14 protein-coding genes are annotated in these 16,252 nt (G+C 51.6%); 6 read left to right on the top strand and 8 right to left on the bottom strand.

What is annotated here, in order from left to right:
• The first annotated feature begins 64 nt into the window (after positions 1-64).
• Positions 65-1,027 (top strand): ferrochelatase, encoded by a 963-nt coding sequence (gene hemH / locus BEB42_RS07650; RefSeq protein WP_001250099.1) that lies wholly within the window; start codon positions 65-67, stop codon positions 1,025-1,027.
• Here hemH and aes read toward each other — a convergent pair.
• Positions 1,024-1,983: an acetyl esterase gene (aes, locus tag BEB42_RS07645; RefSeq protein ID WP_074501004.1), complete on the bottom strand. Its 960-nt coding sequence runs from the start codon at positions 1,981-1,983 to the stop codon at positions 1,024-1,026. The two genes, hemH and aes, sit on opposite strands and share 4 nt — an antisense overlap.
• 151 nt (positions 1,984-2,134) lie before the next feature.
• On the opposite strand from aes, the gene gsk reads away from it, so the two are divergent.
• The 3 genes from gsk (at position 2,135) to BEB42_RS07630 (ending at position 4,384) form a co-directional block, all read left to right on the top strand.
• Complete coding sequence (gene gsk / locus BEB42_RS07640) at positions 2,135-3,439, top strand: inosine/guanosine kinase (protein ID WP_000671574.1); 1,305 nt, start codon at positions 2,135-2,137, stop codon at positions 3,437-3,439.
• Positions 3,440-3,633: 194 nt separating this feature from the next.
• Complete coding sequence (locus BEB42_RS07635; protein ID WP_000875258.1) at positions 3,634-3,930, top strand: hypothetical protein; 297 nt, start codon at positions 3,634-3,636, stop codon at positions 3,928-3,930.
• A 1-nt stretch (position 3,931) separates the two neighbouring features.
• Positions 3,932-4,384 carry a hypothetical protein gene (locus BEB42_RS07630; protein WP_001195402.1) on the top strand — a complete coding sequence of 151 codons (453 nt, stop codon included), beginning with the start codon at positions 3,932-3,934 and terminating at the stop codon, positions 4,382-4,384.
• Positions 4,385-4,408: 24 nt separating this feature from the next.
• On the opposite strand, the gene ybaL is transcribed toward BEB42_RS07630, so the two are convergent.
• Positions 4,409-6,085: a YbaL family putative K(+) efflux transporter gene (gene ybaL / locus BEB42_RS07625; protein ID WP_000546224.1), complete on the bottom strand. Its 1,677-nt coding sequence runs from the start codon at positions 6,083-6,085 to the stop codon at positions 4,409-4,411.
• A gap of 237 nt (positions 6,086-6,322) precedes the next feature.
• Positions 6,323-7,543, bottom strand: coding sequence for a fosmidomycin MFS transporter (gene fsr / locus BEB42_RS07620; protein WP_001251627.1), 1,221 nt, complete (start codon positions 7,541-7,543; stop codon positions 6,323-6,325).
• 217 nt (positions 7,544-7,760) lie between these two features.
• Between fsr and ushA the strand changes: the two genes are divergently transcribed.
• Complete coding sequence (gene ushA, locus BEB42_RS07615) at positions 7,761-9,413, top strand: bifunctional UDP-sugar hydrolase/5'-nucleotidase (protein ID WP_000771772.1); 1,653 nt, start codon at positions 7,761-7,763, stop codon at positions 9,411-9,413.
• A 134-nt stretch (positions 9,414-9,547) separates the two neighbouring features.
• On the opposite strand, the gene BEB42_RS07610 is transcribed toward ushA, so the two are convergent.
• The 5 genes from BEB42_RS07610 to copA all read right to left on the bottom strand — a co-directional run bounded on the left by BEB42_RS07610 (position 9,548) and on the right by copA (position 15,056).
• On the bottom strand, positions 9,548-9,925 hold the full coding sequence (locus BEB42_RS07610; protein ID WP_001353395.1) for a hypothetical protein: 378 nt from the start codon (positions 9,923-9,925) through the stop codon (positions 9,548-9,550).
• Positions 9,922-10,722, bottom strand: a complete 801-nt coding sequence (locus BEB42_RS07605) for a DUF6896 domain-containing protein (RefSeq protein ID WP_000439795.1) — start codon at positions 10,720-10,722, stop codon at positions 9,922-9,924. The genes BEB42_RS07610 and BEB42_RS07605 overlap by 4 nt, the downstream gene beginning before the upstream one ends.
• Positions 10,723-10,745: 23 nt before the next feature.
• Positions 10,746-11,225: a Cys-tRNA(Pro)/Cys-tRNA(Cys) deacylase YbaK gene (ybaK, locus tag BEB42_RS07600; protein WP_000186628.1), complete on the bottom strand. Its 480-nt coding sequence runs from the start codon at positions 11,223-11,225 to the stop codon at positions 10,746-10,748.
• Positions 11,226-11,428: 203 nt separating this feature from the next.
• Complete coding sequence (locus BEB42_RS07590) at positions 11,429-12,223, bottom strand: TraB/GumN family protein (protein ID WP_105267261.1); 795 nt, start codon at positions 12,221-12,223, stop codon at positions 11,429-11,431.
• 328 nt (positions 12,224-12,551) lie between these two features.
• Positions 12,552-15,056, bottom strand: a complete 2,505-nt coding sequence (gene copA, locus BEB42_RS07585; RefSeq protein ID WP_000083933.1) for a copper-exporting P-type ATPase CopA — start codon at positions 15,054-15,056, stop codon at positions 12,552-12,554.
• A gap of 261 nt (positions 15,057-15,317) precedes the next feature.
• Between copA and glsA the strand changes: the two genes are divergently transcribed.
• On the top strand, positions 15,318-16,250 hold the full coding sequence (gene glsA, locus BEB42_RS07580; protein WP_000883054.1) for a glutaminase A: 933 nt from the start codon (positions 15,318-15,320) through the stop codon (positions 16,248-16,250).
• The last annotated feature ends 2 nt before the right edge of the window (positions 16,251-16,252 follow it).

Below are 16,252 nucleotides of genomic sequence, written 5' to 3'. Positions count from 1 at the left end.
ATTAGTTCTTCTTCTTCACTTTTCCGCTACAATTATCAACAAGTTGAATCGATAAGAGGCGGTAATGCGTCAAACTAAAACCGGTATTCTGCTGGCAAACCTGGGTACACCCGATGCCCCCACTCCTGAAGCGGTAAAACGCTACCTGAAACAATTTTTAAGCGACAGACGCGTGGTTGATACCTCACGGCTGTTGTGGTGGCCGTTGCTGCGCGGCGTGATTTTGCCGCTGCGCTCGCCGCGTGTGGCGAAGTTGTATGCCTCTGTCTGGATGGAAGGTGGCTCGCCGCTGATGGTTTACAGCCGTCAGCAACAGCAGGCGCTGGCACAACGCTTACCGGATATGCCCGTGGCGCTGGGAATGAGTTATGGCTCGCCATCACTGGAAAGCGCCGTAGATGAACTCCTGGCAGAGCATGTAGATCATATCGTGGTGCTGCCGCTTTATCCGCAATACTCCTGTTCAACGGTCGGTGCGGTATGGGATGAGCTGGCACGCATTCTGGCGCGCAAACGTAGCATTCCGGGGATATCGTTTATTCGTGATTACGCCGATAACCACGATTACATTAATGCACTGGCGAACAGCGTACGTGCTTCTTTTGCTAAACATGGCGAACCGGATCTGCTGCTGCTCTCTTATCATGGCATTCCCCAGCGTTATGCAGATGAAGGCGATGATTATCCGCAACGTTGCCGCACAACGACTCGCGAACTGGCTTCCGCACTGGGGATGGCACCGGAAAAAGTGATGATGACCTTTCAGTCGCGCTTTGGGCGGGAACCCTGGCTGATGCCTTATACCGACGAAACGCTGAAAATGCTCGGAGAAAAAGGCGTAGGTCATATTCAGGTGATGTGCCCGGGCTTTGCTGCAGATTGTCTGGAGACGCTGGAAGAGATTGCCGAGCAAAACCGTGAAGTCTTCCTCGGTGCGGGCGGGAAAAAATACGAATATATTCCGGCGCTTAATGCCACACCGGAACATATCGAAATGATGGCTAATCTTGTAGCCGCGTATCGCTAAAGCTGAGCGGTAAAGAACTGAGCGCCGTCGCGAAGAGCCTCGTCGGCGGCTTTCATCATCCGTGAATAATGCAAAAAGGCGTGCAGCGTGCCTGGGTAGAGTTTGAACTTACAAGGCTGCTGATGTGCCGCTAACGTCTGGTAAAGCAGACGGCTGTCATCCAGCAGAGGGTCGAACTCTGCCCCAGCGATAAAGCAGGGCGGTACTTCGCGGGTGAGATCATTATTAAACAGGCAGTAATACGGCGACTCGCGGTCTGTGTCGTGGCTTAAATACGCCTCTTCATACATCTGTAAATCCTGTTGCGTTAAGCCATCCCAAACACCGCCCAACAGACGACGAGTCACGGAATCCCGTAATCCGTAAAGCCCATACCACAGCAAAACGCCCGCAACTTCACCGCAATCTATCTGTTTATCACGCAACCACAACGCACTGGCGAGCGCCAGCATTGCGCCTGCAGAATCACCGGCAAAACCAATGCGTGACATATTGATTTGATAATCCTCTGCCTGCTGGTGGAAGTGGCAACAGGCAGCCACAATTTCCTCTATTGCCTGCGGAAAACGTGCTTCCGGCGAAAGAGTGTAAGCAATACCAATCACTGTACATTGGGTGTAACTTGCCAGCAGTCGCATAATCCGATCGTGGGTATCAAGATTGCCGAGAATAAAACCACCACCATGCAGATAAAATAGTGTCGCCGGGCTGTGACTTTTGGGTGAGTAGAGGCGAGTCTCGACCTGACCACAAGGTGTGGGAACCATGTAAGCGCTGGTTGCCATTTCTGGAGCGCCAGCATTCCAGAATCGGCGCTCAAGCGTGTAATACTGACGTTGCTCTGCAATCGTTCCCGTTGCGGGCCAGGGCGGCAAATCCGCCTGAAAAGTATTCACAACTGCCTTCATTTCAGCAGAAATGAGCTCCAGAACGGGTAATTTGTTTTCCGGTTTCATAAAAAACTCCTTCCAAATTACGTCATTGTAATAAACCGCCACCAGCAAAATGCGATCCCGCCGTCCGATATTGAAAGCCGAGTGTGTATCGCGCGTTCAGGTGTGAATGTGCTAACATTCGCCGCTCAGTTAACCACCCGTAAAAACAACCATGAAATTTCCCGGCAAACGTAAATCCAAACATTATTTTCCCGTAAACGCACGCGATCCGCTGCTTCAGCAATTCCAGCCAGAAAACGAAACCAGCGCTGCCTGGGTAGTGGGTATCGATCAAACGCTGGTCGATATTGAAGCGAAAGTGGATGATGAGTTCATTGAGCGTTATGGATTAAGCGCCGGGCATTCACTGGTGATTGAGGATGATGTTGCCGAAGCACTTTATCAGGAGCTGAAACAGAAAAACCTGATTACCCATCAGTTTGCGGGTGGCACCATTGGTAACACCATGCATAACTACTCGGTGCTCGCGGACGACCGTTCGGTGCTGCTGGGCGTCATGTGCAGCAATATTGAAATTGGCAGCTATGCCTATCGTTACCTGTGTAACACCTCCAGCCGTACCGATCTTAACTATCTACAAGGCGTGGATGGCCCGATTGGTCGCTGCTTTACCCTGATTGGCGAGTCCGGGGAACGTACCTTTGCTATCAGCCCTGGCCACATGAACCAGCTGCGGGCTGAAAGTATTCCGGAAGATGTGATTGCCGGAGCCTCGGCACTGGTTCTCACTTCTTATCTGGTGCGTTGTAAGCCGGGTGAACCCATGCCGGAAGCAACCATGAAAGCCATTGAGTACGCGAAGAAATATAACGTACCGGTGGTGCTGACGCTGGGCACCAAGTTTGTCATTGCCGAGAATCCGCAGTGGTGGCAGCAATTCCTCAAAGATCACGTCTCTATCCTTGCGATGAACGAAGATGAGGCCGAAGCGTTGACCGGAGAAAGCGATCCGTTGTTGGCATCTGACAAGGCGCTGGACTGGGTTGATCTGGTGCTGTGCACCGCCGGGCCAATCGGCTTGTATATGGCGGGCTTTACTGAAGACGAAGCGAAACGTAAAACCCAGCATCCGCTGCTGCCGGGCGCTATAGCGGAATTTAACCAGTATGAGTTTAGCCGCGCCATGCGCCACAAGGATTGTCAGAATCCGTTGCGTGTCTATTCGCACATTGCGCCTTATATGGGTGGGCCGGAAAAGATCATGAACACCAACGGTGCCGGGGATGGCGCACTGGCAGCGTTGTTGCATGACATTACTGCTAACAGTTATCACCGTAGCAACGTACCAAACTCCAGCAAACATAAATTCACCTGGTTAACGTATTCGTCATTAGCGCAGGTGTGTAAATATGCTAACCGTGTGAGCTATCAGGTACTGAACCAGCATTCACCTCGTTTAACGCGCGGCTTACCGGAGCGTGAAGACAGCCTGGAAGAGTCTTACTGGGATCGTTAAGTTATCGGACTGATGACTGTCGGATGCGGTGTAAACGCTTTATCCGACCAGCGGAAGATAGCACGCCCTTGCCGGATGCGTTAGCATCACATCCGGCTATGGAGTCAATGTCTTGACCCGTTACCACTTCAACCGCCGGTGGTGTTTCCAACATAGTGGTTTTTCCAACCAGGGCAATCCAGGGAAGCAGCAAGATGAAATACATTTCTGTGCCGCTCACACAACAGGCAATGGAACGTCTTGATTATGATTGCTGCAAGCCAAGCGATCTGTTCATTACCTTGCTCAACGGCACTTTACATATCTGTATCAATGACTTTGAAGATGAGTATGTCACGGATATACGTAAGCTTAAGCACATGGCTGCGCTTATTGAGCAAACGCTCATCACCCATCCTGAAAATTCATTCCTAAATATCTTGCTAATACAAACACGCCGGGCACTGGCAGCCAATACCGGCGTCTTTTTTACTTCTGACATGGATGCATAGAATGCAAACGGTATGGTATCTGCAACATACGCATTTTGGCGAAATGAAAGGTATCGGCATTTATACCCGTTATGAACTGGCCTTGCAGGCCAAAAAGGAGGTGGAAAATAAGCCTGGTTTTGTGGATTACCCGGAAAATTTTCAGTTTATTGAATACATCCTAAACCAGGATCTCTGGGGAGATTTTCCCGTTACACAGGTAGACGATCTTGTCGAGCCGATGGTGTACAGCCTGTGGCATATTCGTGATGATGAGGCCGATGATTATGCTTTCCTCGGCATTTATACCACGGCAAAACTGGCGGAGCAGGCCCGGGAACGAGCCTGCCGCTATTTTCATGAAGATGCTGCAAATATTCAGCCTGATCAAGGGCAGCTTGATCGTACCTGGTGGGAAGAAGGATTCATTTCATGGGACGAAGCCTCAGAATTGATTGTCCCCAATGCCGGGTAATCATCCGGAAATGAAATCAATGTCTTACCCCGTCACCACTTCACCCGCCGGTGGCGTTTCCAGCAGTTCCAGCATAGTGCGGGCGATTTCACGCTCGCCCATTACCACCTGATTCGCGCCACGTTCGGTGATATACGCCACTTCATCGTCATAATGGGCGCGGGCAATAATCTCAATATCCGGATTTTTCGCGCGGGCAGACGCCACAATCTCGCCTGCTTCATAACCGTTGGGAATCGTCAGGATCAGCCATTTTGCACATTCCAGATGCGCCAGTTGCATAATTTCTTCGTTCGCCGCATTGCCCAATACTGCGCGGACCCCGCGCTCGCGCAGTTCATCGACGCGAGTACGTGACGTCTCAATCACCACTAAAGGAATATCAGAGGCGAGCAATTTCTCCCCCAGCAGGCTGCCCACACGACCATAACCTACCAGCAGCGCATGGTTGCAGATATCCACCGGAATCTGCTTCTCCTCTTCGATAGCTTCTTCCAGCGTCTGCTCTTCCAGCGTTTCGGTCTTCGCCAGATATTTCTCCAGCAGCGCGAACAGCACCGGGTTAAGCATAATCGACAGGATTGCCCCTGCCAGCACCAGGTTTTGTCCGGCCTGCGGCAACAGATCCAGCGCCATCCCCAGCCCCGCCAGGATAAAAGCGAACTCACCAATTTGCGCCAGGCTGGCGGCGATAGTTAATGCCGTACGTTGAGAGTGACCAAACAGTCGCACCAGGAAAAACGCGGCTAATGACTTACCAAACAGAATAATCGCCAGCGTCGCTAGCACCGCCAGTGGTTGCTGAATCAGAATTAACGGATCAAACAGCATTCCGACGGAGACAAAAAACAGCACCGCAAACGCGTCGCGTAATGGCAGCGTATCGTGGGCAGCACGGTGACTCAGTTCAGACTCGTTCAGTACCATCCCGGCAAAGAACGCACCGAGTGCAAAGGAGACATCAAACAGCTCCACCGCACCAAAGGCAATCCCTAACGCCAGCGCCAGCACCGACAGGGTAAACAGCTCGCGGGAACCGGTTGCCGCGCTGCGTGCCATAATCCACGGCACCAGACGGCGACCTACCAGCATCATAATGGCGATAAATGCGATCACCTTGCCGATGGTGATCCCCATATCAACGGCCAGCGTCGCAAAGCCCACATCACCCTGTTCCATCATTCCTGCCACTGCGGGCAGCAACACCAGCGTCAGAACCATGACCAGGTCTTCCACAATCAACCAACCGATGGCGATTTGCCCACGCTGGCTGTCTATTAATTGCCGTTCTTCAAGTGCGCGCAGTAACACCACGGTACTGGCGGTGGAAAGACATAAACCGAACACGATACCGGTCATTAACGACCAGCCCAGCACGGCGGAGAGCGCCATACCCAGCAGCGTCGCCACGGCTATCTGGGCGATCGCGCCGGGAATGGCGATGGCCTTTACCGCCATCAAATCCTTCAGCGAAAAGTGCAAACCGACGCCAAACATCAGCAAAATAACGCCCAGTTCAGCCAGTTCCGGCGCAAGCTTGGTATCGGCAACAAAGCCCGGAGTGAATGGTCCTGCCAGCACACCCGCTAACAGATATCCCACCAGAGGAGAAATACGTAGTTTATTGGCCAGCATGCCGAGGATAAAGGCGAGCACAAGGCCGCCAACAATGGTGGTGATAAGCGGGGTGGCGTGATGCATTCCGTCTCCTTTTCCTGGTGGTTATTGTCCATTTTTGGCCGGGAAAACCAAAATTACAGGTAATAGTTTATGACAATTTCATTGATGATGTTTATGAATAATTGTTGAATTTTGCAGAAAAATGGAATTAGCGGCAAAAAAAGCACGGATCGGAAAACAGAAGGCGGTTTAACAGAGGAAAGGCTTATGGCGACTGTAAAACGATGCAGCCAAAGTTTGCCTTTGGCTGCAATGAAATCAGTCTTTATGCCGGTTATCAGGCAGGAATATGGTCAACATCCCCAATAGTGGCAGGAAAGCACAGATTTTATAGACTAACTCGATGCTGGTATGGTCGGCGATAAGCCCCAGAACTGCCGCTCCCAGACCTCCCATGCCGAAAGCAAAACCGAAAAAGAGTCCAGAAACCATACCGATACGTCCCGGAAGCAGCTCCTGAGCGTAGACCAGAATGGCAGAGAATGCCGAAGCGAGGATAAATCCAATAATCACCGTTAAAACCCCCGTCCAGTGCAGGCTGGCGTAGGGTAAAATCAGCGTAAACGGCGCAACGCCGAGGATAGAGCCCCAAATCACATATTTCCGCCCAATTTTATCCCCCACAGGCCCGCCAATCACCGTACCTGCCGCAACGGCAAACAGGAATGCAAACAGATGAAGCTGGGCATTCTGGATAGATAATCCGAATTTTTGCATCAGATAAAAGGTGTAATAGCTACTGATGCTCGCCATATAGAAATATTTCGAGAAAATCAGGATTAACAGAATGCTGACCGCCAGTACCACTTTGTTGCGCGGCAGTGGATTGATAATCGTTGCTTTGGGTTTGCCCTTATTCATTCGGTGCTGTGCAGAGTACCAACGGCTGATTTGCGCCAGCACCACGATTGCCAGCAGTGCTGCAAGTACAAACCACGCCACGTTGCCTTTGCCATAAGGCGCGATAATCACCGCTGCCAGCAAGGGCCCCAGGGAACTGCCAAAGTTGCCGCCGACCTGAAAGATAGATTGCGCCAGGCCATGACGGCCACCAGACGCCATTCGGGCCACGCGTGAGGATTCCGGATGAAAGACCGACGAACCAGTGCCGACCAACGCCGCCGCCAGCAGAACTGCGCCAAAACTGCCCGCCAGCGCCAGCAGCACCAGACCGCTCAAGGTAAAGCACATGCCAATCGGCAACGACCACGGCATCGGATGTTTATCCGTCCAGTAGCCGACCACAGGTTGCAATAGTGAAGAGGCGAGCTGGAAGGTGAGGGTTATCATGCCAATTTGCATAAATGTCAGAGAAAATTCTGACTGAAGCAGGGGATAAATCGCCAGAATCAGCGATTGGATCATGTCGTTCAGCAGATGTGAGAGGCTGATAGCACCTAAAATACCAAACGATGTTCGGGCCTTAGTCGTTGACGCAGCAGCGCCAGCCACTGGCTGGGTTTGTTCACTCATTGCCATAGGAAAGTCACTTTTTCAGGGTTGCGATGTAAAGAATGATCTTATTTGTGATTATTACCCGACTAACATACCTGTATGCGCCGCCTGAAGGAAGTCTCAACGCTGAATACAGAATTTCTAATCTGGATGCAGATTTATCTTCACCGGACGCAGACTTGTCTATGATGTCGCGTCATACTATTTTTCAACACGTTGAAATCTGATCAGGGAGAGAAGTATGAAATTATTGCAGCGGGGCGTGGCGTTAGCACTGTTAACCACATTTACACTGGCGAGTGAAACTGCTCTGGCTTATGAGCAGGATAAAACCTACAAAATTACAGTTCTGCATACCAATGATCATCATGGTCATTTCTGGCGTAATGAATATGGCGAATATGGTCTTGCGGCGCAAAAAACGCTGGTGGACGGTATTCGCAAAGAGGTTGCGGCTGAAGGTGGTAGCGTGCTGCTACTTTCCGGTGGCGACATTAATACTGGCGTGCCCGAGTCCGACTTACAGGATGCCGAACCTGATTTTCGCGGTATGAATCTGGTGGGCTATGATGCGATGGCAATCGGTAATCATGAATTTGATAACCCGCTCACCGTATTACGCCAGCAGGAAAAGTGGGCTAAGTTCCCGTTGCTTTCCGCCAATATCTACCAAAAAAGCACTGGTGAGCGCCTGTTTAAACCATGGGCGCTGTTTAAGCGTCAGGATCTGAAAATTGCCGTTATTGGTCTGACGACGGATGACACAGCGAAGTTAGGCAACCCAGAAAACTTCACCGATATTGAGTTCCGTAAACCCGCCGATGAAGCGAAGCTGGTGATTCAGGAGCTGCAACAGACAGAAAAGCCAGACATTATTATCGCGGCGACCCATATGGGGCATTACGACAATGGTGAGCACGGCTCTAACGCAGCGGGCGATGTGGAAATGGCACGCGCGCTGCCTGCCGGATCGCTGGCGATGATCGTCGGAGGTCACTCGCAAGATCCAGTCTGTATGGCGGCAGAAAATAAAAAACAGGTCGATTACGTTCCTGGTACGCCATGCAAACCGGATCAACAAAATGGCATCTGGATTGTACAGGCGCATGAGTGGGGCAAGTACGTAGGTCGGGCCGACTTTGAGTTTCGCAACGGCGAAATGAAAATGGTCAACTACCAGTTGATTCCGGTAAACCTGAAGAAGAAAGTGACCTGGGAAGACGGGAAAAGCGAGCGTGTGCTTTACACCCCTGAAATCGCCGAAAACCAGCAAATGATTTCGCTGTTATCACCGTTCCAGAACAAAGGCAAAGCGCAGCTGGAAGTGAAAATAGGCGAAACCAATGGTCGTCTGGAAGGCGACCGCAGCAAAGTGCGTTTTGTACAGACCAATATGGGGCGGTTGATTCTGGCAGCACAAATGGATCGCACTGGTGCCGACTTTGCGGTGATGAGCGGAGGCGGAATTCGTGATTCTATCGAAGCAGGTGATATCAGCTATAAAAATGTGCTGAAAGTGCAGCCATTCGGCAATGTGGTGGTGTATGCCGACATGACCGGTAAAGAGGTGATTGATTACCTGACCGCCGTCGCACAAATGAAGCCTGATTCTGGTGCCTATCCGCAATTTGCCAACGTTAGCTTTGTGGCGAAAGACGGCAAACTGAACGACCTGAAAATCAAAGGCGAACCGGTCGATCCGGCGAAAACTTACCGTATGGCGACATTAAACTTCAATGCCACTGGCGGTGATGGCTATCCGCGTCTGGATAACAAACCGGGCTATGTGAATACCGGCTTTATTGATGCTGAAGTGCTGAAAGCGTATATCCAGAAAAACTCGCCGCTGGATGTGAGTGTCTATGAACCGAAAGGTGAGGTGAGCTGGCAGTAATGAACCCTGTCGCGGCGTCATGATATGACGCCGCCATTTATGAATATTGAAATCTTGCATCGTAATCGCGATGTGTCAAACCAAATGCCATCAGCATATAATTCTGCGGTTCACCAGACTGTTCTTCATCTGCTTCAAACCAAAGTGTCACGCCTGAGCGATTGACGGCGGATTTGCAGATCAGCGCCTTCGTTAACAAGCATGTTAAATACACGCGTAACGTTCAACTCAGCGACGTTATTCAATATTCCTTTATCAAATCGGATCGCTTTGCCCAAATGGATTTGGCTCAAATAATCGCACCAAATCATATATAGCTTGTTGCTTTCGAAATGAAACTCAACATTGCCAAATAGCCAGATATAAAAACCATTTCCCATATCATTTTTAGAGTCCGGCTCAACAAAGTTTTGTTCCAGCCATGCCATTGTTTGCCCCGGTTCGACAAAATCGAATTTTCCGTTAAAGACAAAATTGTGGAAGCTAACATCAACAAGATGGTCAAATTTCATCTTTCGCTCCTTTGTGAATTTTTTACACGCTTCAAAAGCCAGCGTAATTTACATCGGTGCAGGCGACTCTCCAGTGTTGAGCGAAAATTTGCGATGTCGACATTGGACCGATCTACCGCAGCAACCCCCGTGTATTGTGGGATCGGTGAAGGGATTTTTTCTAACTTTCCCAGCGCCAGCAGTTGTTGAATGATCCTGCTGCCGTCGTGGTAATCATCGTAAATAGCCACTGGCAGAGGCTGCCAGTCGGGGGTCGATTTGATAAATCCGGAAAAAAAATACGGGTCCAGATCGCCGAAATCAAAGCCGTAGGCGAGGGGAACTTCAATATTTTGCTCTGTTTTTTTATTCTCAAATGCACAATGAAAACCGTGAAAACAATACTGCCACTTTCCCATTTTGCCTTTTCGCTTACGGTTGCATTTGAAGGGGGCAAAGGTAACTAGCGGGTTATTTTCCGCCATCTCAACATTCAGTTGTTCAGCCAATGCAAATATAAGCTCTGTCGCCAGCTTACGATATTCTTTCGCGCAGTGTTCGAAAAAATCCTGATGGCGGTTAATCTCTTCAAGCGATATTAATCTGGCGATCCTGATAACCGGGTCGGCAGAATGCATGCCAACAACAAATTCATCGAGCTGTGCTTTCAGCACCAGCCCGAATTCCTCACGATACCTCTCTGCTTCGCTGGCAAAATGCAGATGTAATACCTTCTCTCTCGATGTTTGCCGAAGTAAGGCGATATCCGGTATCTCATCTGCACAAGCGATACTTAATGTCTCTGTAATCCTTTCCACATCTCATCTTCCGTGTGCATCACTTAATCGCGACGAGCGATATCAGCAAATTTGGCATCGAGGATCTTCGCCAGGTCGCTTGCCGCCAGTTCGATGTCCAGCCCGCGCTTGCCGCCAGAAACAAAAATAGTGGCAAACTCTTGCGCGGGGGCGTCGATAATCGTCGGCAGGCGTTTTTTCTGCCCCAGTGGGCTAATCCCCCCAACCAGATATCCCGTCGAACGCTGCGCGACCATCGGATCGGCCATCTCAACTTTCTTGGCACCCAGCGCTTTTGCTACTTTTTTAAGATCCAGTTGACCGGCGACCGGCGTAACGGCCACTGCCAGATGTTTCATATCACCATTCACTGCGACCAGCAGCGTTTTGTAGACCTGATCCGGATTCAAACCTAATTTTTTGACGACTTCATCGCCAAAATTGGTTTCAGCCGGATCGTGCTCGTAGGTATGGATTTGAAACGAAATCTTGTTTTTTTCGAGTAATTTAACTGCGGGTGTCATGATAATTTTCCTGCCTTAAACAAAAAAACGAAGCAAGCATACGCCTGATGGCGGTCCAAAAAAAAGAGTCATCTTGCCTAAGAGTATTGGCAGGATGGTGAGATTGAGCGACAATCGAGTTACACCGTCGCTTAAAGTGACGGCATAATAATAAAAAAATGAAATTCCTCTTTGACGGGCCAATAGCGATATTGGCCATTTTTTTAGCGCAACATCTGCGGCAAATTCCCTTCTCCATACAGATGTAAAGCTCCGACCGCGACCACATAGCGCCCCGGCGGCATAGCATGCAGTTTATCCCGCCAGGCGAGATTTCGCTGATGCATCAGCACATCGTACAGCGATTGGCTGAACGTATTCGGCAGCGTTATTTCATTATTTTGCGGTAGTGCATTCAGCCACCAACTCATCATTTGTTGCAGCAAACGAGCGTTGGTGTGCCAGTGGGTCAGCGTATCGTCCAGCAGCGCCAGTCCTTTGTCAGGGAGCTGGAGCAACATGGCAATCTGGTTTTCTGCCCCTTCCAGTTCAATCACGGGTTTATGTTGTTGCTTCGCCACCTGCAATAGCTGGTAATCGATACCATATTCTGCCCGCAGCCCCAGTTTTTGCGCCTGCGTTGCCTGAAGAACCATCGCGATTTGCCACAGTGGTTGGGTGGAAAAGAGCGACGGAGAAATACCCATCTCCTGGCTTATGTTTTGCAGATTTTGTAATTGCTCCTCGCTAATGCGCTCTTCCAGCGCCTCGCAGGCAGGCAAATTGGCAAAAGGCGTATCGCTGGTGGAAACATCCGCCTCGACGATCAGCGCATCGGCGTTTTTGAGCTTTTTGAGCAAACGGGTGGGCAGGGGAGCCATATCGTGGCTGCCCATATGAATACTGCCAATCAGATGAAAATGGCGATTGCCGGGAAGAGAGATATCGATAGCAGGCCAGGTGTAATGATTGCCGCGCAGCGCGGCCCAAAGCGTTTTTACCCGGTACAACAGATCCATACGACCTCCCTTTGTGAAATATCATGCTAGCGCGCGGGGAGGGATGGCGCAAATGGAGTTGGGACGGATTAAATATTTGGCACGCCGGGAAAAACGTGCAAAAAGGTCGCGTAAGGCCAAAAAATCGCTTCATCTCGGATGCCGGATAAGGCGTTCACGCCGCATCCGGCATCCGAGCACCATTGCCTGATGCGACGCTTACGCGTCTTATCAGGCCTACAACCCTGTGCCTGAATCGTAGGCCGGATAAGGCGTTTATGCCGCATCCGGCAGGCATGCGTCGATGCCAGATGCGCCACCCTAAAGCAGCGCATCCGCAATGACATACTTATTCCTTCGGTTTAAACCGCAGCAAGCGGTTGGCGTTACTCACTACGGTGATCGACGAGAGCGCCATTGCCGCTCCGGCAACCACCGGGTTAAGCAGTGTTCCAGTGAACGGCCACAAAATACCGGCGGCGACCGGAATACCAATGCTGTTGTAGATAAACGCGCCGAGCAGGTTCTGCTTCATGTTGCGCAGCGTTGCGCGGGAAATAGCGAGCGCATCCGCAACACCCATCAGGCTATGGCGCATCAGGGTAATCGCCGCGGTTTCAATGGCAACATCGCTGCCGCCCCCCATCGCAATACCGACATCCGCCTGGGCCAGCGCTGGCGCGTCGTTAATGCCGTCGCCCACCATTGCCACCTGACGTCCTTCACTTTGCAGACGTTTAATCGCTTCGGCTTTACCGTCCGGCAGCACCCCGGCGATCACCTCATCAATACCCGCCTCTTTGGCGATCGCATTGGCGGTGGTGGGGTTATCCCCGGTTAGCATCACCAGACGATATCCCGCTTTATGCAGGCGTTGCAGTGCCGCTACGCTATCGTTACGCAACGGATCGCGCACCGCCAGCAAGGCCACCGCTTTCCCGTCAACCGCCAGCAGCACAGGCGTTGCCCCTTGCGATGCCTGAGCTGAAATATCTGCTTCAATCGCTTTAGTATCGACTTGTTGGTCATTTAACAACGCCTGATTACCCAGCAACAACGCATGACCTTCTGCTTCACCGCTCACGCCCAGCCCACGCAATGTACGGAAGCTGTTGACCTGCGGCAGTTGCATATCGCCTGCTTTATCGAGGATCGCTCGTGCCAGCGGATGGCTGGAACCTTGTTCCAGTGCCGCCGCCAGACGCAGCGCCTGCGCTTCGTCAACATCAGCAAATGTTTTCACCGCGACAACCTGCGGTTTACCTTCCGTCAGCGTCCCGGTTTTATCGAATACTACGGTATCGAGCGTACTGGCGCGCTGCAGCGCGTCGGCGTCCCGCACCAGCACGCCAAATTCAGCCGCACGCCCGACGCCGGAAATAATCGACATTGGCGTTGCCAGCCCCAGCGCACACGGGCAGGCGATAATCAGTACCGTAGTGGCAATCACCAGGGTATAAACAATTTGCGGTGCCGGACCAAAGAAGTACCAGATTGCCGCACTGACCAGCGCAATCACCACCACTACCGGCACAAATACGGCAGAGATTTTATCCGCCAACTGGCCGATTTCCGGTTTACTGCTCTGGGCCTGGCGCACCATACGAATGATCCGTGACAGCGTAGTATGGCTGCCAACCGCACTGGCACGAAACAGCACGCTACCGTCCTGCACCACGGTACCTGCATGAACACTATCGCCTTCGCCTTTTTGCTGTGGGATAGGTTCGCCCGTCAGCATTGCTTCATCCAGCCACGCTTCGCCCTGGGTAATTTCACCATCTACCGGTACGCGATCGCCGGTCGTCAGGCGCAGTAACATACCAGGCTGAACATCTGCCAGCGGCACGCTTTTTTCACCTTCGTCAGTAACCAGGCGCGCCGTCGGCGGGGTTAAATCGAGTAATTTCTCCAGCGCCTTTGAAGAACGCTGACGTGCGCGTGCTTCCAGCATATGACCGAGATTAATCAGACCGATAATCATCGCACTGGCTTCGTAATAAAGATGTCGCGCTTCCATCGGGAACCACTGCGGCCACAGGTTGACGCTCATCGAATAGAGCCACGCAACACCCGTTCCCAGCGCCACCAGCGTATCCATTGTCGCCGCACCGTTCAGCAGGCTTTTCCATGCGCTACGGTAAAAATGCCCGCCGGCGAAAACCATTACCGCCAGCGTTATCAGGCCGATAACTAACCACAGACTGCGGTTGTCGGCGGTGACCATCATGTTATCGCCGATCATCCCCCAGACCATCACCGGGATACCTACCGCCAGAGCGACAATTGCCTGCCAGCGGAAGCGCTTCATGGTAGCGACGGCGGTTTCTTGCTGGCGCTCGCGGCGTTTAGCGTCATCTTCAATCGCTTCCGCGCCGTAGCCCGCTTTTTCCACCGCCTGCACTAAATCTTGTGGGGAGGCACTGCCCATCACCAGCGCAGTACGCTCCGCCAGGTTTACCCGTGCCTGAGTGACGCCCGGTACGCTTTGCAGCGCATTTTGTACGCGGGTAACACAGCTGGCGCAGCTCATGCCGCTCAGCAGCAACTGCTGACTGTCATCGTCATCGGCGTTTGCTGCCGGAAGCGCCTCAGAAACCGCTGTCAGTGCTTCCGACGGGATTGATGACTCCGCCAGCGGTTTAGCCTTTGGGTGGCTTACAGATGCGTCATAACCCGCTTGTTTGATGGTTTCGATCAGCTGTTCTGCACTGGCAGTCCCGGTAACGTGCGCTTCAGTGATAGACACATCCGCTTGTTCCACATCCGGGCGCTGTTCGAGACTTTCTTTCACGCGTTTAACGCAGTGACCGCAGGACAGGCCGTCCAGGGTCAGGTCGATAGTTTGTGACATAACGTACTCCTTTAAGACAGTTTTGACTGGCTGTGATAAAGGTTAAACCTTCCAGCAAGGGGAAGGTCAAGAAATTAATAAACCAGGCGGGTAAAAGTCCGTAAAGATTAAAAAATCGGCTCAATTTGCATCAGGATTAGACATTTATCTCTTTGTTTTCCTGTAGTTAAGTCGCGGGTGCTAAGTTAAATCAGGATGCCTGAAAATCGGCACCGGGGTGAGGAATCCCCTCCCGCATCTATAAAAAGGAGTTAACAAAAGATGTTAGATGCAAACACATTACAGCAGGCAGTGGATCAGGCTTACACCCAATTTCACTCACTTAACGGCGGACAAAATGCCGATTACATTCCCTTTCTGGCGAATGTGCCCAGTCAACTGGCGGCAGTGGCTATCGTGACCTGCGATGGTAAAGTCTTTAGCGCGGGTGACAGTGATTACCGCTTTGCGCTGGAATCCATCTCAAAAGTCTGTACGTTAGCCCTCGCGTTAGAAGATGTCGGCCCGCAGGCGGTACAGGACAAAGTTGGCGCTGACCCGACCGGATTGCCCTTTAACTCCGTTATCGCCTTAGAGTTGCATGGCGGCAAACCGCTTTCGCCACTGGTAAATGCTGGCGCTATTGCCACCACCAGCCTGATTAACGCTGAAAATACTGAACAACGCTGGCAGCGAATTTTACATATCCAACAACAACTGGCTGGTGAGCAGGTAGCGCTCTCTGATGAAGTCAACCAGTCAGAACAAACGACCAACTTCCATAACCGGGCCATTGCCTGGCTGCTGTACTCCGCCGGATATCTCTATTGTGATGCAATGGAAGCCTGTGACGTGTATACCCGTCAGTGCTCCACGCTCATCAATACTGTTGAACTGGCAACGCTTGGCGCGACGCTGGCGGCGGGCGGAGTGAATCCGCTGACGCATAAACGCGTTCTTCAGGCCGACAACGTGCCGTACATTCTGGCCGAAATGATGATGGAAGGGCTGTATGGTTGCTCCGGTGACTGGGCGTATCGCGTTGGTTTACCGGGCAAAAGCGGTGTAGGTGGCGGTATTCTGGCGGTCGTCCCTGGCGTGATGGGAATTGCCGCGTTTTCACCACCACTGGACGAAGAAGGCAACAGTGTTCGCGGTCAAAAAATGGTGGCATCGGTCGCTAAGCAACTCGGCTATAACGTGTTTAAGGGCTGATC

The sequence above is a fragment of the Escherichia sp. MOD1-EC5990 genome (assembly GCF_002965285.1).
GTDB classification, from domain to species: Bacteria; Pseudomonadota; Gammaproteobacteria; order Enterobacterales; family Enterobacteriaceae; genus Escherichia; species Escherichia coli_F.
This window is presented reverse-complemented; position numbering and strand designations above follow the sequence as displayed.

Coding starts and splice junctions, on each gene's coding strand:
- fsr (WP_001251627.1), bottom strand. CDS start 7,543: ATGGCAATGAGTGAACAAACCCAGCCAGTGGCTGGCGCTGCTGCGTCA.
- BEB42_RS07610 (WP_001353395.1), bottom strand. CDS start 9,925: ATGAAATTTGACCATCTTGTTGATGTTAGCTTCCACAATTTTGTCTTT.
- gsk (WP_000671574.1), top strand. CDS start 2,135: ATGAAATTTCCCGGCAAACGTAAATCCAAACATTATTTTCCCGTAAAC.
- BEB42_RS07590 (WP_105267261.1), bottom strand. CDS start 12,223: ATGGATCTGTTGTACCGGGTAAAAACGCTTTGGGCCGCGCTGCGCGGC.
- aes (WP_074501004.1), bottom strand. CDS start 1,983: ATGAAACCGGAAAACAAATTACCCGTTCTGGAGCTCATTTCTGCTGAA.
- ybaK (WP_000186628.1), bottom strand. CDS start 11,225: ATGACACCCGCAGTTAAATTACTCGAAAAAAACAAGATTTCGTTTCAA.
- glsA (WP_000883054.1), top strand. CDS start 15,318: ATGTTAGATGCAAACACATTACAGCAGGCAGTGGATCAGGCTTACACC.
- copA (WP_000083933.1), bottom strand. CDS start 15,056: ATGTCACAAACTATCGACCTGACCCTGGACGGCCTGTCCTGCGGTCAC.
- ushA (WP_000771772.1), top strand. CDS start 7,761: ATGAAATTATTGCAGCGGGGCGTGGCGTTAGCACTGTTAACCACATTT.
- BEB42_RS07630 (WP_001195402.1), top strand. CDS start 3,932: ATGCAAACGGTATGGTATCTGCAACATACGCATTTTGGCGAAATGAAA.
- ybaL (WP_000546224.1), bottom strand. CDS start 6,085: ATGCATCACGCCACCCCGCTTATCACCACCATTGTTGGCGGCCTTGTG.
- BEB42_RS07635 (WP_000875258.1), top strand. CDS start 3,634: ATGAAATACATTTCTGTGCCGCTCACACAACAGGCAATGGAACGTCTT.
- hemH (WP_001250099.1), top strand. CDS start 65: ATGCGTCAAACTAAAACCGGTATTCTGCTGGCAAACCTGGGTACACCC.